This window comes from Afipia sp. GW821-FHT14H12, from assembly GCF_058803465.1.
This window is the reverse complement of the sequence record NZ_JBXAOZ010000001.1, coordinates 1,895,296-1,917,866: the sequence shown is the minus strand read 5'-3', so window position 1 is coordinate 1,917,866 and position 22,571 is coordinate 1,895,296. Positions and strand designations below refer to the sequence as shown.

Sequence of the window (22,571 nt, the reverse complement as noted above, 5' to 3'; positions counted from 1 at the left end):
AGCGTCCCGCCACCGTCCCCCGCCCAGGAGGCTGCGATGGAAGAGTTCCTCGACACGGAGAATCTAAAGTTCCTCCACACGGAGAATCTCAAGCTTTACCGAAAGGTGCTTGATGAGACGACCGACGAGGTCAAGCGCAAATCCGTTGCCGAATTGATCCGCAACGAACTCGCAAAAGAGCCGAAACCGACAAATCCAAAAGATAATTGAACCGCGCCAGATGATGGACGCGGAAGGTGCGGCCACGCCGAGCCATAGAAAAAGCCCGCCGCCGGAGGCATCCGGGGCGGGCCTGAGTCCGGGAGGTGTGGACGTAACCCGGTGCACGGCGGGAAGTTCAATTCGGCATGAAGCCGAATGCGGCCAGCATCAACAGCACCCCGGCAATCGCGATGCGCGCCTGGGGCCACCTGCCGTCTGGTTATTGCTTTGGGCGATCTTGAGCGCACCAAGATCCGGCCTGTGTTTTTCTGTCACGAACGGTCGGTTGGTATTCCGCGCATGGAAAGCCGCGATCGAGAAAACTGGCATTTCCTATTTGTCTTTCCAGTTGTCGCCACGGATTCGCAACAGCGATGCTTTATGCGGGTGTCGATCCGGTTACGACAGCCAAGCGCGGCGGCTGGAAAAGCGTTCGGGGGCACGTCTTTGACACATACGGACATGCAGCCGAAGACGCCACGATCACTGGCATCATTGCTGACACAAATTCGACACAGCGAAAATCTCAGCAGCCAAGAAGCGAGCTAAAGAAACGCGCTTCTTGAATTAGCATCGCCCCGTGGCGAAGGCCGCGGCCGTTTCGTGGGGCATAGACATAATTCAACGGCTGGATGGAACGTGATCGCCGTTGTCGCCTTGGTTAGCGATAACCGAAGGAGAGCGCGTGATGTCGGGCTACAATCAAGAAAGCCAAGGCAGGCAGACTCCCAGGGGTCATGAAACCCACCCTCAGAGTACCGGACACCTTCCGCCAATGTCAGGCCAGAAGGAAAGCAAAGATCATTTGGATAGCAAGACGCAAGAACAACTGCGGAAGGATAATGTTCTGAACGAGGAGAAGGGCCTCATACACCAGCTTCCGGGTGGCGAAAGCGGTTAGGCCTGGCCCGACATAAAGCCATCGCCAGCGTCATCAGCCACGGAACGCAAGGCGCGCCGTAGCCGCGGGTTCCTACGCAAAGAGCATCAACAAAAAGGCGCGCCCGGCATTCCGCCGCGCGCGCCTGTTTCGGGATCGGGCTTTCAGCCCTATTCGTCGCGATAGACCTTTTCGCGCTTCTCGTGGCGTTCCTGCGCCTCGACCGACAGCGTCGCGATCGGCCGCGCTTCGAGCCGCTTCAAGGAGATCGGCTCGCCGGTCTCCTCGCAATAACCGTAGGTATTGTCCTCGATGCGCTGGATCGCGGCATCGATCTTGGAAATCAGCTTGCGCTGGCGATCGCGGGCACGCAGTTCGATGGCGCGATCGGTTTCCGACGATGCACGATCGGCAAGATCGGGGTGATTGACGTTTTCTTCCTGCAACTGCTGAAGCGTGGTCTTTGCCTCGCGCAGGATTTCTTCCTTCCAGGCGAGAAGTTTGGCGCGGAAGTATTCGCGCTGCCGTTCATTCATGAACGGCTCCTTCTCCGACGGTTTATAGGCCTTCACTTTTTCCAACACCGATTCTCATCCCCAGCCAGGGCGATCCGGGTCGCCGGGCGGTGCTTATATAGCGGCGATCCATGACAGACAATACAGGGAAATGCCCCGGCCCGGGCTATGCCCCCGTTAACTGCGGAACTGGGGATAGAACTGCCAAAATGCCCGCAGAACAGGTATTTTTGGCGAAAAAACAGGAACTCTCGCCGGGTGCCGCCAGAGCGTTTCCGCGGCCTTCTGGAGCCTGCCGCGCTATTTCACCGCGCAGCTTTCGCGATCTCGACCTCGACGCGCAGTTCGATCTCCGACAGGACCTGATCGAGCCCCGCATCTCCCGAGCTCATCTTCAAGTCGGTCGCCGCTCCGCGCAGCCGGTTGACCATGGCGGAGTCCAGCGTCCCCGACAGCATCCCGATCTTGAGGTCGTCGAGCAGATCGAGCGCGCTCTTGCCGCGCGCGACGGAGCGCCTACGGCGCTGGGTCGGGTCTTCCTCGATGCCCTGAAGCGCCAGCAGCGCATCGATGCCGGTGGCCGCGCGCGGCGCGGTTGCGGCGCGTGTCTCGGTCGCCGTCGTCAGTTCGTCGAGCGTAAAGCCGCCCGTGCTTGTCCGCCGCGCGCCCGAGGCGGGCGCTCCGAAAGTGGTGCCGTTGGGTCCGTTGATTCGCATGATCGTCTCGCTCGGCCGGTGGCCTAGTTGCTGTGCAACTTCTCAGCCCGACGAAGGGACACACGAGCTATGGCGGCAGAGTTGCGCCCTCATGGTTAAGAATTCCTAAACGACCCGGCAGAATTTGCCGGTCCGGCAAGTTCGGAGCACCCGCACCGGGCCCGAAACTCGTACCCGGCTGGAAAAACCAAGCAATTTCAAAGCGCCATATTCGCCGGAAACTGGCACGGCTCTCGCAAGACACTTCCCGGTTCTCCTGTGGGAGCGGGCGGACCAGTGAGACAGAACCTCAGCGGGGAGCGAGGATGGTTCGGCTATTTCAGGCGCTGTGCGGAGCGGCCATCGCGGTCTTGATCGCGATCGCGCCAGCCTATGCGACATCGCGCATCAAGGATCTCGCCAATATCGAAGGCGTGCGCCAGAACCAGTTGATCGGTTACGGCCTCGTCGTCGGCCTGAACGGTACCGGCGACACCCTCAACAACATCCCCTTCACCAAGCAGTCGCTGCAAGCGATGCTGGAACGCATGGGCGTCAACATTCGCGGCGCCACGATCCGCACCGGCAACGTCGCCGCCGTGATGGTGACCGGCAACCTGCCGGCCTTCGCGACGCAAGGCACGCGGATGGACGTCACCGTCTCGGCGATGGGCGACGCCAAGAGCCTGCAAGGCGGCACCCTGCTCGTCACCCCCCTGCTCGGCGCCGACGGCAACGTCTACGCGGTCGCGCAAGGCTCGCTTGCGATCGGCGGCTTCCAGGCGGAAGGCCAGGCGGCCAGCGTCACCAAGGGCGTGCCGACCAACGGGCGCATCGCCAATGGCGCGCTGGTCGAGCGCGAGATCGAGTTCGCGCTGAACAAGCTTCCCAACGTCCGCCTCGCGTTGCGCAACAGCGATTTCACCACGGCCAAGCGCATCGCCGCCGCCGTCAACGACTATCTCGGCGACAAGATCGCGGAGCCTGTCGATCCCTCCACGGTGCAGCTCAGCATCCCCGCGGAGTTCAAGGGCAACGTCGTCGCACTCCTGACAGAGATCGAGCAGTTGCAGGTCGAGCCGGACATGGGCGCCAAGATCGTGATCGACGAACGATCGGGCATCATCGTCATGGGCCGCGACGTGCGGGTGAACACCGTCGCCGTGGCGCAAGGCAACCTCACCGTGACGATTTCGGAAAGCCCGCAGGTCAGCCAGCCCAATGCGTTCGCCAACGGGCGAACCGTGGTCACGCCCAACACCAGTGTCGGTGTTCGGGAAGACGGCAAGAAGCTCGCGCTCGTGAAGGACGGCGTCTCGTTGCAGCAACTCGTCGATGGTCTCAACGGATTGGGCATCGGGCCGCGCGACATGATCAGCATCCTGCAGGCGATCAAGGCCGCAGGCGCGATCCAGGCCGACATCGAGGTGATGTGATGAACGCATCATCCTCCATCCCGCTCGTCAACGGCCGCCCCGATCCGGTATTCGCCCAGGCGCTGGCAAAAGTCTCGCCGGAAAATCAGGCCAAGGCCAAAACCAAGGCGGAAGATTTCGAGGCGGTGTTCCTCAACTCGATGTTCTCGCAGATGATGTCGGGCGTGAAAGGCGAAGGCCCGTTCGGCGACACGCAGAGCACCGGGGTCTGGCGCTCGATGATGGTCGATCAGTACGCCCGCTCTTTCGCAAAAGCCGGCGGCATCGGCATCGGCAATGAAGTCTACCGCATGTTGATCACGCAACAGGCCAACAAGGCGGCTTAACGCCGGGAGTTTCAGATGAACGCCGAGCTTTCCCAAACCCCCGCCCCCGCACCGATCGTCCCGGCATCGACACCGGCCGACGCGCGGCGGCTCGCGGACGGATTGATGAACATCATGGCGAGCCTGCTCGACATCGTCGAGCGGGAAACGGAACTGGTGCGCGCGGGCAACGTTCGCGAGGCGATAATGCTCGAGGCCAAGAAGGGCGAAGCCTCGCGCGATTACATGCGCGCCGTGTCCGAGATCAAGCACAGCGCCGCCTATCTCAAGCGCTCGACGCCGGACCTGCTGGCGGCGCTGCATCGCCACCACGATACGTTCCGCGCCATGTTGCAGGTCAACCTCACCGTGCTCGCCACCGCGCACGCGGTCTCGGAAGGCATCATTCGCGGCGTGAACGGCGAAATCCAGCGCCGCCGCAATCCGCAAGGTTATACCGCCGCCGGTCAGCGCGCCGCGCCGAACCATCGCTACGCCGCGCCGCTCACGGTCAGCCGCTCGCTCTAATCCCCTCCCCGTCATTCCCGCACAAGCGGGAATCCGCAATGCCGCTCTCGTTTTACGCGCGAACGAGACAATTCGATTTAAATTGCGACGCGCGTCCTAGCGCTGCCTTCAGACTTCCTGTTCCAAAGTGCTCCGCAAAGGAAAGCACTTTGACTCACAGGAGGCCAGGAGGCTGCCATGAGCACGGATTTCAGCATCAGGCCGGTGGGAGCATCGGTTGTGACGCCTGCTGTCGTGCAGCAGGTGCCTGACGCTGCGAAGTCGGCCGTTCCGACGCAACTCAATTCGGACAAGGCCGTGATCGCGGCGTCGAACGTCCAGACCAACAGTTCGGACCCGCGCGCCAACACCAGTCTCGGCCATCAGATCATGATCGATCGGGCGGCCGCCGAAGTCGTTTATCAGGTGGTGGACAACCGCACCAACGTCGTCGTCAATCAGTACCCTGATGAGACGCGGTTGCGGGCGCGGGCTTATCTGCGCGCGCAGGACGAAGCCAAGGAAGAAAAAAAAGCTCAACGCCACGCCGACCGCCAGGCATAAAGGCGGAGATCCATCCAAACAAAACAGGCCGCAGGATTTCCTGCGGCCTGTTTTTTGTCTCTGCTTTCAAACCCAATAAAGGCTTCAGCTCATCGTGGCGTAGGCCGTCTCGAGCGTCTGCGCGCCGGTCGCGGCATTGGTCATTACGGTCTTGACCTGGGCCTTGCCCGTGTCAGTCAGGGTGAACTTCGAATCCCCGAACTTGAACGAGTTGTCCTTGATCAAAACGTCCTGATATTTCAGCGTTGCACCGCTCTGGTAGCGGACCTTAGCGCGGAAACCATCCACGTTCGAAATCTGGATCGTGAATTTGGTGTTGTCCGCATAGGCTCCAGTCCATGAGCCTTGATACAGGCTCGCATCGACCGGAACGTAAGGCGTGCTCGAATTCGCCAGACCCGCGATGTTGCTGCCGACGGTGACGTAGTTTGACGAGATGATGCTGTAGATGTCGGCCACAGGCGTCTCTCTCGCTGCGATCAGGCGCGGCCGGACAGGCCGGCGGCGAGGTTGCAGTTGATCTCGATCAGCGGCTTGAGCAATTCCGGCTTCGGTGCGATCTGCATTTCCGCCGTCTGCGACAGAACGAACGTGCCGATATTGGCGATGTTCTGACGGATCTCGATGCTCTGCGGGCTCTCGTCGCTGGTGACCGCGCTGAGCAGGATCGACCAGAGCTTGCGGTTGAACAGCAATGCGCCGGAAACGTCCGTGCCCGCCTTGCCCCAATTGCTCATCACGTCCTGAAGCTGGCGCGCTGCCTTGAGCAGCGCCTGAGCCTCGATTTCGCGCGGAGAAGACGTGGTTTGAGCAACACGGGCGTAAGCGTTGGCGGCGTTCGACATCGAGGATCCCAACCTTGGTTATCTCTGTTAAAATGTGTAAACTTAATGGCTTAAAATAAGATTACTGGTGCTCTGACACTCTTCCGTTTTCGCTTGAAATGAAGGCTTCGGAAACGAAGGAATCCTCTGCAGGGCAACACGTACGTTATCGATCACAGCAGACCAATCTCGCGCTGCATCCTGCCGGAATAACCGCGCGCTTGGATACCAGGGAGAGTCCTGCCGATCGAGCAGCCAGCGCCAGTCGGGCGTATAGGGCAACAACACCCATACCGGACAGCCGAGTGCACCGGCGAGATGCACGACGCTGGTATCGACGCTCACCACCACATCAAGACACGACAGCAACGCTGCCGTATCCGTGAAATTTTCGACTTCGCTGCCGAGATCGAGCACCTGCGGATGTTGCGCCATCGCAAGGCGGTCTACTGGGCGGATATCCTTTTGCAGGCTGACAAAAGTCATCGGCAGACCAAGCAATGGAGCAAGCTGCGCGAATGCGATCGAACGGCGGTGATCGTTGGCATGATTGGGATTACCCGACCACACCAGCCCGACGCGCGGCGTATGCGTTCCGGCAAGCCGCTCCCGCCATCGTTCATGGTCAAGCTCGGGGCGGAGATACGGAACATCGGTGGGAATGCTGTCGGCAGTCGTCCTGAACGCGAGCGGCAGACTCGACAGCGGACAATGCATGTCGAAGGCAGGCAGCGGTTCGTCCTTTCCGAGGCACTGCGCGACTCCTTCGATATCCCTCAGCACGTCCTTGAGCAGCGGCTCGACATACAGGATCACGCGCGCGCCCTTGGCCGCCACCATCGTCGCATAGCGCGAGAAGTGAATCGCGTCACCGAGTCCCTGATCACTGTGCAGCAGGATGGTTTTGCCCGCGATCGGTTCCTCACCGAGCCACAGCGGCTCGCTGTATCCCGGATCACGCAACTTCAGCGCCGGGCATTTCCAGCGCCATTCGTTCTTTTGCCAGCCCAAGGCATAATCGCCGAGCAGCAACCGATGGAGGCCTTCGTTCCAATGCGCTTCGGCATACTGCGGGTTGATTGTCAGCGCGGCATCGAGATCGAGCGCCGCTTCCTCAAAACGATGCAACTCGTCGAACGTCGCGGAGCGATTGAGCAGCACTTCGGGGCGCTCGGAATCGAGCGACAGCGCATGCGCGAAACTTGCAAGCGCTTCATCGAAGCGGTCAAGACGATGCAGCGTGCTCCCGCAGATATTGAACGCCTCGACGTAAGTCGGGTCCACCCTCTTGGCCTGCTCGACGCTTGCGAGCGCTTCGTCGAAGCGCTTCAGCGCGAACAACACCGTGCTCCGGCGGCATAGCGCCTCGACATTGTCCGGCTTGATCGCAAGCGCCTCATTGAAAGCCGCAAGAGCCTCGGCGTGGCGCTCGAATGACTGCAAGACTTTCGCGCGCTGGTGATGGGCGCTCGCATAGAACGGGTCGATCCCGATCGCGCGTGTGTAACAGGTGAGCGCCTCATCAGGCTTTCCCTGCCCGAGCAGCACATTGCCGTAGTCATGGAAGGCCGCCGCGAAACCCGGATTGAGCGCAATCGCCCGGCGATAGGCATCGGCGGCGCCATCGAGATCCCCGAGGCGACTCAAGCCTGTGCCGAAATTCCCGAAATATTCGGCATTGGTGCCATTGAGGGCGATGGCGCGGCGGATCAGCTCGACCCCCTGCGCCAACCGGCCGGTCTGCATGAAAACCACACCGATCAGATGCAGGGCATCGGGCTGCTGGCGCTGCCCGCCAAGCGCCTGACGATAATAACCTTCGGCCTCGGCCAGACGGCCGATCTGATGACTTGCGATGCCGAGTTGCAATGCGGCCGCGGGTTGAAGAGCGCCCGACGTATTCGATTTGGCGGCGGCTCGGCGCTGCTGGCGGTTCATCGGCGCGGTTTCGCTCGCGATCCTCAAGGGGCTGTCGAAACCGAAACTGCGGCCTTTATGGTTAATGGCGGGTTAAAAAAAGAAGGCGGGGTTTCCCCCGCCTTCGATTCTATTTGGCTGTTCGCTTCGCTTAGCGGAGCAGCTGCAACACGCTCTGCTGCGACTGGTTGGCGAGAGCGAGCGCGGACACCGCGATCGACTGGCGGGTCGACAGCGCCTGGCTGTTCGCCGCTTCCTCGTTGGTGTCGGCCAGAGTGAGGTTCGACGAACCGGTCTGCAGCACGTTGATCAGGTTCTTCGAGAAGTCCTGACGGATCTGCACGATCGAGAGGTTCGAACCCAAAGCCGAAGCTTCGGTGCGCAGCGTGGAGCTGGCCTTGTCGAGACTCGAGATCACGGAGTTCGCCGACGAGTTGTCGAGGAAGTCCGTGCCCGCGGTCAGCGACGAGAGGCCAAGGCCGGCGGCGTTGAAGGTCACGCCCTGGATCTTCAGGGTGGACTTGCCCGTCTCGTTGAAGGTCAGCTTGAGCTGATCGCCATTGAGCAGGTTGACGCCGTTGAACGACGAGTCCTGGGAAGTCGAGGTGATCTGATCCAGGATGTTGTTGTACTGCGACACCAGGTTCGCACGGACCGCGAGGGCCGAAGCGTCCTGGATCGGAGCGCCACCCGTAGCAGCGGTGCCGCCGGTGGAAGCGTTCTCAAACGCCTTGCCAGCGAGAGCCGCAGTGCCGGTCACGGTGCCGATGGCGGACGAAGCCGCATCGTTCGTGGTCGTGATCGTCAGCTTGCCGCTGGAGTCGATCGTCGCGAGCAGGTTGTCAGACGACAGCTTGGCGTTCAAGTCGTTGAGGGACTTGACCGTGCCGCCGGTGCCGTCACCAAAGGTGATGGTGGTCGCGGTGCCGGTGCCGACGGCGCCAAATGACAGCGTCAAGCCGCCGACCGGGGTCGTCGTTCCACGAGGAGTCGTTGCGGCGCTAAGACCGAACGCGCTCAGTGCGGTGCCGCCGAGTTGGAGATCGGCGTCCGTGCCGGTGCTGACCTGCAACTGGCCACCCGCGATCGAGGACGCGGTGGCCGCTCCGGTGATGGTGTCGATCGAGGACAGAACGTCACCGACGGTGAGCGTGCTGCCGGCGCCGACGCCGATCGTCACGTTGCCGCTGCCATCCGTGGTCTTGGTGGTCTGCGCCGTCGAGAAGGTGATGGTCTTGCCGTTGACGGTGATCGTGCTGCCGTCGGCAGGTGTCGTCGCCAGGGTATCCGAGGTCGCCGCGCTGACCAGCTTGGTCGCGGTGGTGATCGCAGCCGGCGTGGCGAGGTTGTTGTTCACAACCGAACCGGTCACCTGGGCGTTCACGTAGGAAGACGTGCCGCGCAGATCGTCAGCAGTCGCGCCGGTGATCGTCGCCGAGATGCTCGACTTGGTCGAGTAGCCGACGGTCGCCTGCAGCGCCTGGTTGGCGACGGACTTCGCGGAATCGACCAGCTTCTGCAGCGAGGTGATGCCGGTGTTGGCGGCCTGAAGGACCTGCACGCCGTTGCCGATGCCGTCGAGGAGGTTGCTGATGTCGCTCGCGCGGTTGTCGAGAGAAGCAGCGGTGAAATAGTTGGTCGGGTTGTCGAGCGCAGTGTTGACCTTCTTGCCGGTGGCAAGGCGGTTCTGCGTCGTGGACAACAGGTCTGCGGTCGACTGAAGCGACAGCAGGTTCTGGCGGACTGACGCCGAGAGAACGATATCTGACATTGTACTAACCTTTCTGGTAAGAGCACGTCGTGTGTGAGCGTGACGCCACCCCTTCTAAGGGCGGCGTTCCCGACAGACTGAAACCAACAGTCTAAAAAAACGTGAATGAAGCGCGGCCAATTGCGCGAAAAGTCATTGGTAAATGGGCATTAAACATTGGCGGCCCGTTGCTTTCACAAACAGAAACCGGCGCCTTTGCTCAAATTGGCTCCGCGCAATGCGGTATCGTTTACGCCCCGTTAACCATGATCGGCAAAGGATTGGTACGAACGCGGCAGCCGCGGCATTCATGCCTCGCACCGCCGATTTGAAGTCCTGCATCACTTTCGCCCCCCGTTACAGGGCTTCACATCGAAAGCGGATCGAGTAGCCGGAGGACACCATGGCTCTAAAGGTCGAATTGAAGCCGCACGAAAAGATCATCATCGGCTCCTGCGTCATCACCAATACCGACCAGCGCGCCAAACTGCTGATCGAAGGCGAACGGGTTCCGATCTTGCGTGAAAAAGACATTCTGACTCCGGAAACCGCCGACACCCCGGCGAAGCTGCTCTATCTGGCCGTGCAACTGATGTATGTGGCGCGCGATCCGCAGGACCATCATCCGGTCTATTTCGACCTGATGCGCGATCTCCTCAGCGCGATGCCAAGCTCCGTCGAGATCATCCAGGAGATCAATAACCACATTTTAAGCGGCGACTATTACAAGGCGCTCAAGGAATCGCGAAAGCTGATCGCGCACGAGGCGGCACTTCTCGCCAAGGCTCGCCACAACGCCTCGGCTTCACCACTTCAAGGCGCCGCCTGACGACCTGCACACGGTCATGAAAAAAGGGCTTCCAGAAGGAAGCCCTTTTTCATTTGCGGGGTGATGGCTGATGGCCGTCAGCCGACAGGCAGGTATTTCACCAGGCTGAGCTGATAGAGCGATGCAGTGGTCTGGTACGAAGCCTGAAGGCTGGTCTGCAACGCGAGGATCTTCGCGGCCACCTCGTCGTCGTTGACGCCCTGAATCTGATCCAGCATCGTCTGCGCCATCGACGTCGTCTGCGTCTGCCGTGTACTGGCCGATTTCGTCGCCGACTGAGCGCCCGCGAACTGGGCTTCGATGTCCTCGACCGAGGTCGTGCCGGGCTGCACCGCAAGGTTCGCGTTGACCCGCTCGTTCAGTGCCGAGATCTGCGCATTGGCGAGATTCTGGCCGTTCGGATCATTCGGATCGACCGTCGTCGTCACCGCCGCATACACGGCCATATTCTGCAGCAGGTTACGGAAAGCGCTTTCGTTCGCCGTCGCGCCGTAGCTCACGGAAACCGAACCATCCACCTGTGCGACTGCGGTATTACGTGCATCGGCATCGGGATTGCCCAATTGTTCGCCGGTGTACCACTGCACGGTCGTGGCCGAACCGTCGACCAGTGTGGTGGCGGTCGGCGAGACCGGCGAACCGCCGCCGACGCGCTGCGGTGGATTGTCGAAGAAATTCTGTCCGGCAGCCATCGCGGAGGCGGCCACCATCGGTCCCTTCACCAGTGTCTGGATCGAGGAATCGAGCGCGCTTTTCATGTTGGTCGCCGTGACCGTCGGGTCGGCGTCGATGGTGAAGCTGCCGTCCGGTGCGGGCGACGCCGTGGTCGCGGTGAGCTGCACCGTCTCCGTGGTCTGATCCGGCAGCGTGAACGTGAAGGTGACGGTGTCGCCTTCCTTCGGTGTCGCGGCATTCAGATCGATCGTTTCGGAGGATGGCGTCGGAGGCCCCGCGGTCGCAGGCTGCGTCACCACAGCGCCATTGATCGACGTCGAGATGCGGCTAAGTTTCAGTCCGAAAGGCGAGGGATTGGCGTCTTCGCCAACCGTCACCACGCCGGGCGTGGTGGTGGCATCGGTCGTGAGGCGACCCATGTTGCCGGTGCCCTGATCGGCGATCAGCCGATCGGCAATCACCGCCTTCAAACCGTCCTTGCCGTCGGCGCCGTTGAGAATATCGTCGGCCGCCGCCGTGGAGGGCGTGTCGGTCGCGCGGCCGGAGAACAGATAACGGTCACCCGACTGCGTGTTGAGAAGCGAGATCGCCTGCGTGAAGGACGCATAGCCGATCTGCTGGCCCGAGGTCTGGCCGTTGGCGTTGAGAACCTGCGACGCGCCGGTGGCCGCCGATTGCACCTGCGTGCGCATATCGACAAGACCCTGCAGCGACAGGTTGGCGACATTGATGCGCGTCGTCACGTTGGTCTGCGTGTTCTGGTAGCCGGACAGCATCGAAATCTGCGAGCGCAGGCCGGTCGCGAATGCGCTGTCCAGGCCAAGACCGGAATAGGTCGTGGATTTCTTGCCGCTCGCCAGTTGCTGCGTCAGCGTATCGAGCTGCGTCTTGATGTTCAGCAGCGAGCTGCCGAGATAGGATGTCCGTCCGCTTACGCCTTCAATAGTCATTGCAGCCTCACACCGATTGCAGCAGCGAGTCGAACATGTCCTTGACCGTGGACATGACGCGGGCATTCGCCGAATAGGCGTTCTGCAATGCCAGCAGATGCGCCATTTCATCGTCGATATTCACGCCGGAAGACGAGTTCAGCTTATTCTGCAACGTCGAGAGCACGACATTCTGGCCGTCGGCCAGTTGCTGGGCGGAGGAAGCCGCCTGCCCCTGCATCGTGGTGAACTGTTGCAGGAAGCTCAGCATCGTGCCCTTAAAGGGCGTCGCATTCGAACCGATCCCGGTCTGCGGCGATACGTAGTAAGAGCTGTTCGTCAACTGCGAGAGAATGAAGTCGGACCGCGTGGTGTCGCCGGACTGCGTCCCCGAGCCGTATACAATCATCCGTGACGGATCGGCGAGCAGAAGGTTGTTGACGCTGATCCGTCCCGCAAGGCCCGTCTGCTGCGAGCCGGTCGCGGTGATTGCGCCGGTGTATGGCACGCCATTATCGACGAACAGCGGCAACTGCGGATTGCCGCTCGTCAGATTCGTCATGGTGATCGTCGAGGACGCGGAATTGACCACCGCGGTGCCGCCTGCATCACCGCTGATCTGCAGCGTCTGTCCGCCCGAACTGGAGAATTGCAAACCCCTGTCGCCGAGCAACGCGGTCAACTGCGTGAGCGCCGGTCCCATGCCCTGAGAGAAGTCGACGCCGAAAACCTCGTCGTTGGGATTGTTGGTAGCGCTGTTCTTCAGCGGCAGCACCGAAGGATCGTTGACCTGCACCAGCGTGATGGTGTGGCTCTTGTTCGCCGTGTCCGTATAGGTGAACTGGACGTTGTTGCCGTTCTGCAATCCGGTCAGATCGAGCGAGAACGTGTTGGGCGAGCCGCCATTCCCGGTGGAGTCGGTCGTGACCTTGTCCGACAGCGCGCTCGCCATTGAGGCCGCCAACTGGTCGATCTGCGCCTGCGCCTGCACCAGCGTCTGGTCGCGCAGTTGAAGGTTCGCCGCGATCGAGCCGGAGCGGATCGAATTGGTCGCAATCAGGTCGATATCGCCGCCATGCGGGAAAGTCAGCGTCAGCGTGCCGAGCGTGCTTTTCGACGGATCGGAATTCCACGTTGTATTGGGCGTGACCGTGCCCTGCGCGTCGAACGTGATCTTCGCCGCTTCACTGCCGACGAGTTGCACGCCGGAATTGGTGAATACCGTGACCTGATTGCGGTCATTGGTGAGGACGCGAATGTCCATCAACTGCGACAACTGCGTGATGTATTGATCGCGCTGATCGAGCAGCGAGGCGGCCGCAGCGTCGTCGCCGGTGGTCCCGAGCAACTGGTTGTTGATGGTCGCGATCTGCTGCATCGCGTTGTTTGCAGCATCGACCGAACTCTTGATCGAAGACTCAGCATCGGCGCGCAGCGACTGGATGCCCGCCGAGGTCGAATTCAGCATCTGCGCGAGCGACTGCGCGGCATTCACCGCCGTCGAGCGCGCCGCCGGCGAATCCGAACTGGTGGACAGCGCCTGCAGCGCAGCCGTCAACTGGTTGAACGCCGCCTCCAGCGTCGTATCCGAACTGGGATCGCCGTAGATGCCCTGCAACCGCTGCAAAGCGGCCGATAGCGTGCTCGCATAAGACGCACCCGAGGTTTCGGTGAGAACCTGCTTCTGGACATAGACGTCCAGCTCACGGTTCACGCCGGTGACGGAAACACCGGCGCTTCCCGTTCCCGTGGTGGTCTGGACCTGATTGACGGTCTTGCGAACATAGCCCGGCGTCTCGATGTTCGCGACATTCGAGGAGACGAGCGAGAGCGCAGCCTGGTTCGCACGCAGACCGGACATCGCGGTAGCAAGAGCTTGTGTCAGACCCATAACTAACTGCCCATCTCAGCTACGAACGCGCGGAATATGCGCGCTAGTGGTCCGATTCCAACATTCGCATCCATTCTCAGCAGCCTCTCTTGCGAATGTTGGAATCCATGGACCACCAGCAATTATAAGTTTCTAGTGGGGTTTTGGATTTGACATTCGCTTTACGAACTCGCTGCCAGGGTGAGCGAATGTCAAATCCACTCCACTAGCGCAGGACGTTCAGGAGATCCTGAACCATCTGGTTCGACGTGGTGATGACCTTGGTGTTCGCCGAGTAAGCCTGCTGCGTGACGATCAGCTTGGTGAACTCGTCGGCGATGTCGGTGTTGGAGCCTTCCAGCGAAGAGCCGACGATGGTACCGCCCTTGCCGAACAACGCCTGGCCGGATTCATCGGTCACCTCGAATGCGCCGCCGTCGACGCGCTTGAGGAAGTTCGGGCCGTTGAAGGTCGCGAGCGTGATCGCGGCGAGGTCGATGTTGCGGCCGTTGGAGTAGTTGCCGACGACGCGGCCGTTGTTGGAGATCGACACCGTCTGCAACTGACCGGCGGGGAAGCCGTCGTTCTGGATCTGGTTGACCTGCACGTTGCCGTTGGCGTCGGCGAATTGCGTCAGGCCGGTCGCGCCGAAATTCATCGTCACGTCGCCGAGCGCGATGCCGCCGATGGTGGCGTTGGTCAGCGTCACCGAGGGCACTGCCGGATTCATCTGGCCGTTGGCGCCGAAGGTGAAGTTCACGCCGACGTTCTGCCAGGCAACATCTGTACCGGTTGCATTTGGGTTGGTCTGGTAAAACAGGTTCCAGACGTCGCTATGTCCGGCGCCGAGGCTCGCGCTGTCGGTTTTCGCCCAGCGCAACTGCAAACTGACCGGCGCGCCGGATACGTCGTAAGCGGTGGTCGCGCCGCCCGACACCGATTCGTCGATGAAATTCTGCGAATCCGATCCGATCACCGTGCCGGTGCCCGCGGTGCCGCCGCCAGTACGTGAAGCTGTCACCGTCGCGGTGGAGAAACCCAGCGCGGCAAACGCCGCAGCATTGCTGCTGGTGACGGTGAGGTTATTGGCGAGGCCAGTGTTCAGAGTGATCACGCCGCCGCTGACCGACGAAGGATTGGTCGTGTTTCCATTCGCCGCATCAATCTTGGCAAGCAAATCTGCAATGGTCCCATCGACTGGAATATGCGTGGCATCGTCGAGACCGCCTGAAGCAGTAAACGTGATCGTGGTTGTGCCATTGACGGTGATGGTGTTACCGGCAGTGAAATCGGTGGCGATCGAATCGGTGTTGGTGGCACCCGAAAGCAAGGTGGCCGAAGTGATCTGCGTGGCCGTCGTCAGCTTGCTGTTCTGCACCGAGCCGTTCTTCGAACCATTGATGTAAGGCTGCGCGGGTGTGCCGACGATCAGCGGGTTCGCGGTGAAGTCGCCGACGTTGAGGAGTTCGGAGCCCGGCACCGATGTATCGTGCTTGGTGGTGAGCGGATAGCTCGCGAGGTTGGCGCGGTAGGTCACCGTCGTCGTCGGCTGCGCGGGCAGGAAGTCGTTGCCGAACTTCAGCACCGTCGGCACGCTGCCGGTGACGTTGCCGGTGGTCGGGTCGATCGGGATGCCTTCGAGGTAGTAGCCCGCGCCGTTGACGAGGTAGCCGTTCTTGTCGAGCGTGAAGTCACCGCGGCGAGTGTAACGATCAACGCCGTCGAACACCGGGTTGTTGTCGGTGAAGCTGCCGGGCTTCTGCACGGCGAAGAAGCCGTCGCCGTTGATCGCCATGTAGGTCGCGACCGAGGCGGCCTGCACGTCGCCCTGCACCGTGTTGGTTTCGCGCGAGCTTGAGCTGACGCTGCCGGCGAGCTGCGCGTTCGCACCCGTGTCCGGGATCAGGTCGAGGAAGCTCGTGTCGATGCGCTTGAAGGCGGTGGTCTGCGAGTTCGCGATGTTGCCGGAGATGTTCTCCAGGGCATAGGACTGAGAGCGCAGGCCTGCGACGGAGGTGGTGAGAGCGCCGAAAATACCCATTACTATCGTCTCCAGCTTCGAAATCCGGGCGGCCAGCCGGGTGCCGAAAAAAGCCGCATTCGAAGAAGGAGTCGCAAGCCTCGTGCCAAAGAAAAAAGCGAGGCTTGGTAATGAGTTATGAAAACGCCCCGGCCAGAATACCGGGGCGCTCTTGCCTATCCCCGGCAAGAATTGCCGCACGCATCAATCGAAAGATGCCGATCGATCGGGAATATCCGGGCGCCCTGCCGGCAACCTTATCTGCGGCCTCTGAGCGAGGTGACATCTGCTTGAACGGAGCAGCCCGGCATTTCAGGCGCAACTGTTCGGCCTGAAATATTTTCGTACGGCCATGTCGCGCGATGGTCCGAATTTTTATGATCGGGACTCTCGCGCCAGTCCTGCTCCGGCATCGTACCAAGATCGCGACGCCGTCACGATCTTAACGACCGACAGCATCACCGGCACTTCCACCAGCACACCGACAACAGTGGCGAGCGCCGCGCCCGAACTGAGCCCGAACAGGCTGATCGCCGCGGCGACCGCCAGTTCGAAGAAGTTGCTCGCTCCGATAAGCGCGCTTGGCGCGGCCACGCACCATGCAACGCCCAGCCTCCGGCTCAGGAGATAGGCGATACCCGCGTTGAGATAGACCTGAATCAGAATAGGTACGGCCAGTAGCGCGATCACGAGCGGCTGAGACAATATCTGCTGACCCTGAAACGCGAACAGCAGAACCAGCGTCGCGAGCAGGGCGACCAGCGAGACGGGTTGAAGCGTCCGCAGCGTCTGCTCCAGACGTCCCGGACGTCCGATGATGGATCGCCGCCAGCCCTGAGCGATCATCACCGGAATGACGATATAAAGGCCGACCGACAACAGGAGCGTGCTCCATGGCACGATAATGGACGCAACGCCCAGCAAGAGGCCGACGAGCGGAGCGAACAGAAAGATCATAATCACATCGTTCAGCGCCACCTGGCTCAACGTGTAGTGCGGCTCGCCATTGCAAAGATTCGACCAGACGAAGACCATCGCCGTGCAAGGCGCGGCCGCAAGCAGGATAAGCCCGGCGATATAGGATGAGATTTGCGAGGCCGGCAGCAGCGGCGCGAACCAGTGGCCGATAAAGAGTGAAGCCAGCAGCGCCATCGAAAACGGTTTGACCGCCCAGTTCACAAGCAGCGTGACACCGATGCCGCGCCAGTGCTGACGCACTTCCCCAATCGCCATGAAGTCGATTTTGAGGAGCATTGGAATAATCATCAGCCAGATCAGCACCGCCACCGGCAGGTTGACCTTGGCGACTTCCGCGCCAGCAATTGCTTCAAACAGCCCGGGGAAGAAATGCCCAATAGCAATCCCAAGCACGATGCACAGAGCGACCCACAGCGAAAGATAACGCTCGAACACGCTCATGATTCAGGCCACATCGTTTTGACGCGACGTGCTGCCCTCGATTTTTCCAATCTCGTTGAGCTTCGTCTTCAGCGATAGTTTATCGATGCTTGCGAGAGGCAGGCTCATAAACGCCTCGATCCGCTTCTTCATGAAGCCGAACGCGACAACAAAAGCCGTGCGTCTTGCGAATTCGGTCCCGACGACCTTGGCGGGGTCTTCAATGCCCCAGTGCGCCGTTGCCGGGTGGCCCGGCCAAACGGGGCAAGCCTCACCGGCGGCGTTGTCGCAAACGGTAAAGACAAAATCCATCACCGGAGCATCAGGCTGGGCGAACTCCAGCCATGTCTTCGAGCGAAGCCCCTCGGTGGGGTAGCCGAAATTCTCCAACGTCTGAACGGCGAGCGGATTGACGTGACCATTCGGCGTGCTTCCAGCCGAGAACGCACGGAACCGTCCCTGCCCGTCCTTCCTCAGGATCGATTCGGCGAGAATGGAACGGGCACTGTTGCCGGTGCAGAGAAACAGGGCGTTGTATATTCGATCGGTCATGTGAGCCTCACGCGCGTTCTTTTCGCCGAGTCTTTTTGCTGGCGGGCGTACAGCACGCGCTGGCCAGCAGGGGATCGCAGATTTCGGGGTGACCGCTGCAGCAATCCTTCATCAGGAAGGCGATCAGGCCGCGAAGCGTCTCGAAGTTTGCCGAATAGATGATGGAGCGGGCTTCCCGCCGCGAACTCACAAGACCTGCGTGTTCGAGGTCCTTCAGGTGAAACGACACGTTGGATGCGGCGACGCCGGCGCTTTCGGCAATCGAGCCGGCCGCCATGCCCAGGGGCCCTGCCTTGACCAACATGCGCACGATCGCAAGGCGCGTGTCTTGCGCCAGCGCACCGAACGCGGAGATCGCTTGACGTTGGTCCATCGACAATCCTATATTTCAATAATTATCGAAATGTAGGAGTACAGCAAATGTCCGAACCTGGCAAGCCTGTTTCTTCCGCCAACGAAATTCCGCTGGATTCGCTGCTGGGGACGCTGGAGGCCCATAAGGAAAAGGCGCTGGTCTTCCACTACGACGAGCGTGACGTGCGCCCGAGCTACCACGTGACCGAAGTGAAGACGGGCACGTTCAACGCGCTCGATTGCGGCGCAAATCCTGAAAGCTGGCAGGAAACCTTCATCCAGCTATGGGACATCGTGGAAGACAATCGCGGTCACATGCCGGTCGGCAAGTTTCTGGCGATCATGAACAAGGTCGCTCAGAGCGTCCCATTCCCCTGGGACGCCAAACTGACCTTCGAGGTCAGTGACGGAGTTCGGCCGATGCAGCTCTACAAGGCCGATACGGTCATCATGGATGGGAATATCGTGCGCGTGCCGCTTTCGCCGCGCCCATCAAGCTGCAAACCACGCGACCGATGGCTGGAAGAACAAAAGGCATCGTGCTGCACTTCCAAAAGCGCTTGATCGCCTAAGACGCCGAGGGCGATGCCGGTTTGAAGTTCAACGCCAGGCCATCCATGCAGTAGCGCAGACCGGTTGGCTTCGGGCCGTCATTGAAGACGTGCCCGAGGTGCCCGCCGCAGCGGCTGCAATGCACCGCCGTGCGCACCATGAAGTAGCTGCGGTCGGTGGTCGTGCCGACGGCGTTCGGCAGATGATCGTAGAAGCTCGGCCAGCCGGTGCCGCTGTCGAATTTTGTCTCGGAAGCGAACAGCGCCTGATCGCAACCCGCACAGGCGAACGTCCCCTTGCGATGCTCATTGTTCAGCGGGCTCGAAAAGGCGGGTTCCGTGCCTTCCTCGCGCAGGATGTGGTACTGCGCGGGCGTGAGCTGGCGCTTCCACTCTTCCGGAGTCTTTTCGACCGCGAATTTACCGGCCGCCTTTTCTGCCCGGGCCTTGCCCGAAAATGAAAACCAGCCTGCCGCAAGCCCCGCTGCCGTGGACAAAAGAACGCGCCGGTCGATCATGGCGATACCTCCGTAAGTGTGCCGTTTGTCCAAGGTACGAACCGGCCTCCCCGGCGTTACGTTCCAGCGGCAAATTTTCTACCCCGGCCGGAGAAGCGAACTTCGGATTCGGGGCACTAGCGCCGGTCCGACCCGAAGTCCTGCGACACCCGCTCGGTGCGCGCCAGCACCGCAGCGATCCGCGCGCTGCGGCGTTCCTCGCGAAGCCTTTCGCGCGCCGCCGCCCGTTCCCGCCAGCGCGCCAGCGTGCCGACAGCCGCCGAACGTCCGCGCGACAAGCCATCGGCGAACTGGCCGACCACGCGGCCCGCCTTGCCTCCGGCCCAGACCAGTTCGAACGGTGAGAACAGCCGCCAGCGGTCGTCGCCTTCTGTAATGCCTGCTGCGATCAGGCGTCCCGCCATCGCGCTGGTGTTCAGTCCCTGCCGGCCGAAGCCGCTCGCAACCCACAGCCCCGGCCGCAACTCTCCGATCTGCGGCATGCCGTGCACGGTCTGGCCGAACGCGCTCGAGAACACGCGTTCGATCCTCGCTTGCGCAAGCTGCGGAAAGACCGTCGCGATCCGGCGGCGGATCAGGCGGCCGAACCGCGCCGGCTTACCGCGCCATGTCGTCTCCGGGCTCGACCACAGCAGGCGGTCGCCATCGACGATGCGGAAATGATCGATGCCGTCATCATCGAGTACCGAACCGCGATAGGCGATCACCTCATTGAGAAGATCGCCGAGCGGTTCGGTCACCGCCGCATAGCGCCACAGCGGCATCAAGGTGGAGGCAAGACGCAGCGCCGGCGTGCCGATATGGACGTTGCCCGCCAGCACGATCTGCCCGGCGCGCAGCCTGGCCGAGGGCGTGACGATGCGCTTGCGGATGCCCGCTGAATCGATGTTGATGACCGGCGTGTTTTCGAAGATGCGCACGCCCGCCTCTTCCGCAAGCTTCGCCAACGCGCGCAGATAGCGCGCACCGTCGATCTGAAACGCTCTGGGAAAATGCAGCGCATGAAAATAGCGGCGCGTCCGCAGCGCATCGCGCACTTGTTCGATCTGCCAGCCTTCGACCGCGGTGCCGAACTCGCCGCCGATGGTCTGCAGCCAGCCGATCAGCCGCTCGCCCACGTCGGTGGTGGAGACCTCGAGCGCGCCGGGTGTCATCGCGATATCCGGCACGGAGGTGGCGATGGTGTCGCGGATATAGTCGCCGCCCTCTTCCGCCAGCTTCCACAAGTCGCGCGCATGCGCGATGCCGACCCGCGCGATCAGATCGTTGATCGGCACGCCATAGCCCGGCAGCACCGAGCCGAGATTGTGGCCGGAGGCGGCCCAGCCGACCTGCTGGCCTTCCAGTACCGCGACGCTCATGCCGCGCCGCGCGGCTTCCCGCGCCGCTGTCAGCCCCGCGAGACCACCGCCAACGACGCAAATATCGACATCGAGGTCGAGCGACAATGCCGCGCGCGGCTCCGCCGCAGGCAAATCGTCCCAAAGGGCGTGGACAGGCGTCTCGGACGGAGGAATTGTCATTGGATTTATTTAGCGGCGGACGCCATGCTTGTCACGATGGGCCCTCACCAGACACCACCCATTATCTGCCACCCCCGGGAGACCAATGCGCCATTTAATCCTGCTGCGCCATGCCAAGACCGAACGCGATTCCGCGAGTGGCGAGGACTACGACCGCCGCCTCGATGAGCGCGGCCAACTGGATAGCGCGCTGACAGGCGCCTGGCTTTCCAGCCAGCCGGTGACGCCGGAGCTCGCGCTGGTGTCCGCCGCCGTCCGCGCGCGCGAGACATGGGACATCATCGCACCATACCTCCCCGGCTGCCGCGCCGAATTTCAGGATGCGCTCTATCTTTCGAATCCGTTGCAGATCTTCAAGGCGATCCGCCGCGCTCCGGATTCCATCACCACGCTGCTCGTGCTCGGCCACAATCCCGGCCTGCACGAACTCGCATGGAATCTGATTGGCGAAGCGCCGGCCGCCGAACATACCGCACTCGCCCACAACCTGCCGACCTGCGGCGCCGTGGTGTTCGATTGCCCGGTTTCCGCGTGGTCGAATCTCGGATTGCAGACCAACACGCTGCGGGAGTTCATGACACCCAAACAGCTCAAGGCCGAGAGCGACGCCCCCTAGGCGGCAATCCCGCGCGCTTGCCTGTCTGCATGCGCCATCCTACAACCGCGCAAACGGAACGATCCACGCCATGCCCGGCACGCCCTACTTCTCTCCCCGCCTCATCCTCGGCGCCGCCGCGATGTTCGGCATGCTGCTGGCGCTCGGCGTCCACATTCTCGGCCAGCGCTTCGGTCTCGATCTCGGCGATCTATGGGGCGCATCCAGCAACGGCGTCATTCCCGCAACCGCCGCCATCGCCTGGTGGCTGATCGCGGCGGTGGCCTTCGTCGGCGGATACGTCACGGCGTCGTTGTTATTCAGCGCGGTATCAGGCCATCTGCCGCGACGGCTGCAACATGCGTTGATCGCGGGCGGCCTTTTGTTACTGATCGCGGCCGGACAGGCAGCTTCGGGCCCGAGCGCGGTGCCGACGCTGCACGGCCTCTATAACGGCATCATCGCCTTGCTGCTGGGTGCAGCGATGGCGTTCGCGGGCGCCCATTTCGCGCTGGCCCGGCATTAAAAAACGCCACGCAATGTCTGCGTGGCGTTTTTTTGAAAGCCTCAGCTCGCGGCCTTCAGATTGATCTTGGATTCAGCAAGCGCGGTGAGCTTCTTGTCCACCGCGCGCTCCTCATCCAGCGTCTTCTGCAGAACCGACGCGCAATCGTTGCGGCCAAGCTGCTTCGCCCATGCGACCAGCGTGCCGTAGCGGGTCATCTCATAATGCTCCGCCGCCTGTGCTGCGTTGATGAGCGCGGCGTCGAGCACCTCCTTGTCGGCCACTTCGCCCGACACCTCATCGGCTTCCTTGATGATGCCGTCGATCGCGGGGCACTTGACGGCCTTCGCCTCGACGCCGTGCATCTTGAACACCTGCTCCAGTCGCGTCACATGCCCCTTGGTTTCTTCAAGGTGCGACAGGAAGCCCTGTTTGAGCTGCGGATTGGTCGCCTTGTCGGCCAGCGTCGGAATGGCCTTCACCAGTTGTTTCTCGGCGTAATAAATGTCTTCAAGCTGATGCACGAACAGATCGTTGAGTGTCTTGATATCCTTGCTGAACAGTCCCATCGGCGGCTCCCTTTGACGTGTGGCGGCGGCGCCTGAACGCCACCGCCGGATTGTGGACTGTCCGCTCAACGAGGACCGGCGCCGCAGGT

General features: G+C 61.6%; 24 protein-coding genes. 9 read left to right on the top strand and 15 right to left on the bottom strand.

Going from position 1 to position 22,571, the window contains the following annotated elements; genetic code table 11:
• The first annotated feature begins 36 nt into the window (after positions 1-36).
• Positions 37-210 carry a hypothetical protein gene (locus tag AC1RNA_RS09565; RefSeq protein WP_197083197.1) on the top strand — a complete coding sequence of 58 codons (174 nt, stop codon included), beginning with the start codon at positions 37-39 and terminating at the stop codon, positions 208-210.
• Between the two features lie 1,041 nt (positions 211-1,251).
• Here AC1RNA_RS09565 and dksA read toward each other — a convergent pair.
• Together dksA and AC1RNA_RS09555 are read right to left on the bottom strand one after the other, a co-directional pair.
• Positions 1,252-1,617: an RNA polymerase-binding protein DksA gene (gene dksA / locus AC1RNA_RS09560; RefSeq protein ID WP_002715155.1), complete on the bottom strand. Its 366-nt coding sequence runs from the start codon at positions 1,615-1,617 to the stop codon at positions 1,252-1,254.
• A gap of 284 nt (positions 1,618-1,901) precedes the next feature.
• Positions 1,902-2,312, bottom strand: a complete 411-nt coding sequence (locus AC1RNA_RS09555; protein ID WP_009336973.1) for a flagellar assembly protein FliX — start codon at positions 2,310-2,312, stop codon at positions 1,902-1,904.
• A 305-nt stretch (positions 2,313-2,617) separates the two neighbouring features.
• Here AC1RNA_RS09555 and AC1RNA_RS09550 point away from each other — a divergent pair, with 305 nt between their 5' ends.
• From AC1RNA_RS09550 to AC1RNA_RS09535, 4 genes are all read left to right on the top strand, one after another.
• A complete protein-coding gene (locus AC1RNA_RS09550) occupies positions 2,618-3,727 on the top strand; it encodes a flagellar basal body P-ring protein FlgI (RefSeq protein ID WP_009336974.1) in 1,110 nt (369 codons plus the stop codon).
• Positions 3,727-4,053, top strand: a complete 327-nt coding sequence (flgJ, locus tag AC1RNA_RS09545) for a flagellar assembly peptidoglycan hydrolase FlgJ (protein ID WP_009336975.1) — start codon at positions 3,727-3,729, stop codon at positions 4,051-4,053. Before AC1RNA_RS09550 ends, flgJ begins: the two co-directional genes overlap by 1 nt.
• 15 nt (positions 4,054-4,068) lie before the next feature.
• Positions 4,069-4,560, top strand: coding sequence for a hypothetical protein (locus AC1RNA_RS09540; RefSeq protein ID WP_492950943.1), 492 nt, complete (start codon positions 4,069-4,071; stop codon positions 4,558-4,560).
• 177 nt (positions 4,561-4,737) lie between these two features.
• Positions 4,738-5,103 carry a hypothetical protein gene (locus AC1RNA_RS09535; RefSeq protein ID WP_009336977.1) on the top strand — a complete coding sequence of 122 codons (366 nt, stop codon included), beginning with the start codon at positions 4,738-4,740 and terminating at the stop codon, positions 5,101-5,103.
• A gap of 84 nt (positions 5,104-5,187) precedes the next feature.
• On the opposite strand, the gene AC1RNA_RS09530 is transcribed toward AC1RNA_RS09535, so the two are convergent.
• The 4 genes from AC1RNA_RS09530 to AC1RNA_RS09515 all read right to left on the bottom strand — a co-directional run bounded on the left by AC1RNA_RS09530 (position 5,188) and on the right by AC1RNA_RS09515 (position 9,615).
• Positions 5,188-5,562, bottom strand: a complete 375-nt coding sequence (locus AC1RNA_RS09530; protein ID WP_009336978.1) for a hypothetical protein — start codon at positions 5,560-5,562, stop codon at positions 5,188-5,190.
• 20 nt (positions 5,563-5,582) lie between these two features.
• Entirely contained in the window at positions 5,583-5,948 is a 366-nt protein-coding gene (gene flaF, locus AC1RNA_RS09525; RefSeq protein ID WP_009336980.1) for a flagellar biosynthesis regulator FlaF, read from the bottom strand.
• Positions 5,949-5,990: 42 nt separating this feature from the next.
• Positions 5,991-7,892 (bottom strand): tetratricopeptide repeat protein, encoded by a 1,902-nt coding sequence (locus tag AC1RNA_RS09520; RefSeq protein WP_492950942.1) that lies wholly within the window; start codon positions 7,890-7,892, stop codon positions 5,991-5,993.
• 103 nt (positions 7,893-7,995) lie between these two features.
• Positions 7,996-9,615, bottom strand: coding sequence for a flagellin N-terminal helical domain-containing protein (locus AC1RNA_RS09515; RefSeq protein ID WP_492950941.1), 1,620 nt, complete (start codon positions 9,613-9,615; stop codon positions 7,996-7,998).
• A 382-nt stretch (positions 9,616-9,997) separates the two neighbouring features.
• On the opposite strand from AC1RNA_RS09515, the gene flbT reads away from it, so the two are divergent.
• Positions 9,998-10,423 carry a flagellar biosynthesis repressor FlbT gene (flbT, locus tag AC1RNA_RS09510; RefSeq protein ID WP_009336986.1) on the top strand — a complete coding sequence of 142 codons (426 nt, stop codon included), beginning with the start codon at positions 9,998-10,000 and terminating at the stop codon, positions 10,421-10,423.
• A gap of 77 nt (positions 10,424-10,500) precedes the next feature.
• Here flbT and AC1RNA_RS09505 read toward each other — a convergent pair whose 3' ends face one another.
• The 6 genes from AC1RNA_RS09505 to AC1RNA_RS09480 form a co-directional block, all read right to left on the bottom strand.
• Positions 10,501-12,048 (bottom strand): hypothetical protein, encoded by a 1,548-nt coding sequence (locus AC1RNA_RS09505; RefSeq protein ID WP_009336988.1) that lies wholly within the window; start codon positions 12,046-12,048, stop codon positions 10,501-10,503.
• Between the two features lie 7 nt (positions 12,049-12,055).
• A complete protein-coding gene (flgK, locus tag AC1RNA_RS09500) occupies positions 12,056-13,918 on the bottom strand; it encodes a flagellar hook-associated protein FlgK (RefSeq protein ID WP_040297677.1) in 1,863 nt (620 codons plus the stop codon).
• Between the two features lie 205 nt (positions 13,919-14,123).
• Positions 14,124-15,938 (bottom strand): flagellar hook-basal body complex protein, encoded by a 1,815-nt coding sequence (locus AC1RNA_RS09495; RefSeq protein WP_009336993.1) that lies wholly within the window; start codon positions 15,936-15,938, stop codon positions 14,124-14,126.
• Between the two features lie 354 nt (positions 15,939-16,292).
• A complete protein-coding gene (gene arsB / locus AC1RNA_RS09490; protein WP_492950940.1) occupies positions 16,293-17,336 on the bottom strand; it encodes an ACR3 family arsenite efflux transporter in 1,044 nt (347 codons plus the stop codon).
• A 3-nt stretch (positions 17,337-17,339) separates the two neighbouring features.
• Positions 17,340-17,867, bottom strand: coding sequence for an arsenate reductase ArsC (locus AC1RNA_RS09485; protein ID WP_009336997.1), 528 nt, complete (start codon positions 17,865-17,867; stop codon positions 17,340-17,342).
• A 7-nt stretch (positions 17,868-17,874) separates the two neighbouring features.
• Positions 17,875-18,240: an ArsR/SmtB family transcription factor gene (locus AC1RNA_RS09480; protein WP_492951203.1), complete on the bottom strand. Its 366-nt coding sequence runs from the start codon at positions 18,238-18,240 to the stop codon at positions 17,875-17,877.
• Between the two features lie 47 nt (positions 18,241-18,287).
• Here AC1RNA_RS09480 and AC1RNA_RS09475 point away from each other — a divergent pair, with 47 nt between their 5' ends.
• Positions 18,288-18,785 (top strand): DUF6428 family protein, encoded by a 498-nt coding sequence (locus AC1RNA_RS09475; protein ID WP_492950939.1) that lies wholly within the window; start codon positions 18,288-18,290, stop codon positions 18,783-18,785.
• Positions 18,786-18,789: 4 nt separating this feature from the next.
• Here AC1RNA_RS09475 and msrB read toward each other — a convergent pair whose 3' ends face one another.
• Both msrB and AC1RNA_RS09465 read right to left on the bottom strand, forming a co-directional pair.
• On the bottom strand, positions 18,790-19,290 hold the full coding sequence (msrB, locus tag AC1RNA_RS09470; protein WP_492950938.1) for a peptide-methionine (R)-S-oxide reductase MsrB: 501 nt from the start codon (positions 19,288-19,290) through the stop codon (positions 18,790-18,792).
• 116 nt (positions 19,291-19,406) lie between these two features.
• Entirely contained in the window at positions 19,407-20,813 is a 1,407-nt protein-coding gene (locus tag AC1RNA_RS09465; RefSeq protein ID WP_492950937.1) for an NAD(P)/FAD-dependent oxidoreductase, read from the bottom strand.
• A gap of 85 nt (positions 20,814-20,898) precedes the next feature.
• On the opposite strand from AC1RNA_RS09465, the gene AC1RNA_RS09460 reads away from it, so the two are divergent.
• Both AC1RNA_RS09460 and AC1RNA_RS09455 read left to right on the top strand, forming a co-directional pair.
• Entirely contained in the window at positions 20,899-21,429 is a 531-nt protein-coding gene (locus AC1RNA_RS09460) for a SixA phosphatase family protein (RefSeq protein ID WP_492950936.1), read from the top strand.
• Positions 21,430-21,499: 70 nt separating this feature from the next.
• A complete protein-coding gene (locus tag AC1RNA_RS09455) occupies positions 21,500-21,934 on the top strand; it encodes a hypothetical protein (protein WP_009337006.1) in 435 nt (144 codons plus the stop codon).
• Between the two features lie 41 nt (positions 21,935-21,975).
• Here AC1RNA_RS09455 and AC1RNA_RS09450 read toward each other — a convergent pair whose 3' ends face one another.
• Positions 21,976-22,482 carry a YciE/YciF ferroxidase family protein gene (locus AC1RNA_RS09450; protein WP_009337007.1) on the bottom strand — a complete coding sequence of 169 codons (507 nt, stop codon included), beginning with the start codon at positions 22,480-22,482 and terminating at the stop codon, positions 21,976-21,978.
• Positions 22,483-22,571: the final 89 nt, after the last annotated feature.

What these genes read in the sequence shown, in the direction of transcription:
- AC1RNA_RS09485 (WP_009336997.1), bottom strand. Translation starts at nt 17,867, where the DNA reads ATGACCGATCGAATATACAACGCCCTGTTTCTCTGCACCGGCAACAGT.
- AC1RNA_RS09565 (WP_197083197.1), top strand. Translation starts at nt 37, where the DNA reads ATGGAAGAGTTCCTCGACACGGAGAATCTAAAGTTCCTCCACACGGAG.
- AC1RNA_RS09495 (WP_009336993.1), bottom strand. Translation starts at nt 15,938, where the DNA reads ATGGGTATTTTCGGCGCTCTCACCACCTCCGTCGCAGGCCTGCGCTCT.
- AC1RNA_RS09480 (WP_492951203.1), bottom strand. Translation starts at nt 18,240, where the DNA reads ATGGACCAACGTCAAGCGATCTCCGCGTTCGGTGCGCTGGCGCAAGAC.
- flbT (WP_009336986.1), top strand. Translation starts at nt 9,998, where the DNA reads ATGGCTCTAAAGGTCGAATTGAAGCCGCACGAAAAGATCATCATCGGC.
- flgJ (WP_009336975.1), top strand. Translation starts at nt 3,727, where the DNA reads ATGAACGCATCATCCTCCATCCCGCTCGTCAACGGCCGCCCCGATCCG.
- AC1RNA_RS09550 (WP_009336974.1), top strand. Translation starts at nt 2,618, where the DNA reads ATGGTTCGGCTATTTCAGGCGCTGTGCGGAGCGGCCATCGCGGTCTTG.
- AC1RNA_RS09555 (WP_009336973.1), bottom strand. Translation starts at nt 2,312, where the DNA reads ATGCGAATCAACGGACCCAACGGCACCACTTTCGGAGCGCCCGCCTCG.
- AC1RNA_RS09535 (WP_009336977.1), top strand. Translation starts at nt 4,738, where the DNA reads ATGAGCACGGATTTCAGCATCAGGCCGGTGGGAGCATCGGTTGTGACG.
- AC1RNA_RS09460 (WP_492950936.1), top strand. Translation starts at nt 20,899, where the DNA reads ATGCGCCATTTAATCCTGCTGCGCCATGCCAAGACCGAACGCGATTCC.
- flaF (WP_009336980.1), bottom strand. Translation starts at nt 5,948, where the DNA reads ATGTCGAACGCCGCCAACGCTTACGCCCGTGTTGCTCAAACCACGTCT.
- AC1RNA_RS09505 (WP_009336988.1), bottom strand. Translation starts at nt 12,048, where the DNA reads ATGACTATTGAAGGCGTAAGCGGACGGACATCCTATCTCGGCAGCTCG.
- dksA (WP_002715155.1), bottom strand. Translation starts at nt 1,617, where the DNA reads ATGAATGAACGGCAGCGCGAATACTTCCGCGCCAAACTTCTCGCCTGG.
- AC1RNA_RS09465 (WP_492950937.1), bottom strand. Translation starts at nt 20,813, where the DNA reads ATGACAATTCCTCCGTCCGAGACGCCTGTCCACGCCCTTTGGGACGAT.
- arsB (WP_492950940.1), bottom strand. Translation starts at nt 17,336, where the DNA reads ATGAGCGTGTTCGAGCGTTATCTTTCGCTGTGGGTCGCTCTGTGCATC.
- AC1RNA_RS09450 (WP_009337007.1), bottom strand. Translation starts at nt 22,482, where the DNA reads ATGGGACTGTTCAGCAAGGATATCAAGACACTCAACGATCTGTTCGTG.
- AC1RNA_RS09475 (WP_492950939.1), top strand. Translation starts at nt 18,288, where the DNA reads ATGTCCGAACCTGGCAAGCCTGTTTCTTCCGCCAACGAAATTCCGCTG.
- AC1RNA_RS09515 (WP_492950941.1), bottom strand. Translation starts at nt 9,615, where the DNA reads ATGTCAGATATCGTTCTCTCGGCGTCAGTCCGCCAGAACCTGCTGTCG.
- flgK (WP_040297677.1), bottom strand. Translation starts at nt 13,918, where the DNA reads ATGGGTCTGACACAAGCTCTTGCTACCGCGATGTCCGGTCTGCGTGCG.
- msrB (WP_492950938.1), bottom strand. Translation starts at nt 19,290, where the DNA reads ATGATCGACCGGCGCGTTCTTTTGTCCACGGCAGCGGGGCTTGCGGCA.
- AC1RNA_RS09540 (WP_492950943.1), top strand. Translation starts at nt 4,069, where the DNA reads ATGAACGCCGAGCTTTCCCAAACCCCCGCCCCCGCACCGATCGTCCCG.
- AC1RNA_RS09455 (WP_009337006.1), top strand. Translation starts at nt 21,500, where the DNA reads ATGCCCGGCACGCCCTACTTCTCTCCCCGCCTCATCCTCGGCGCCGCC.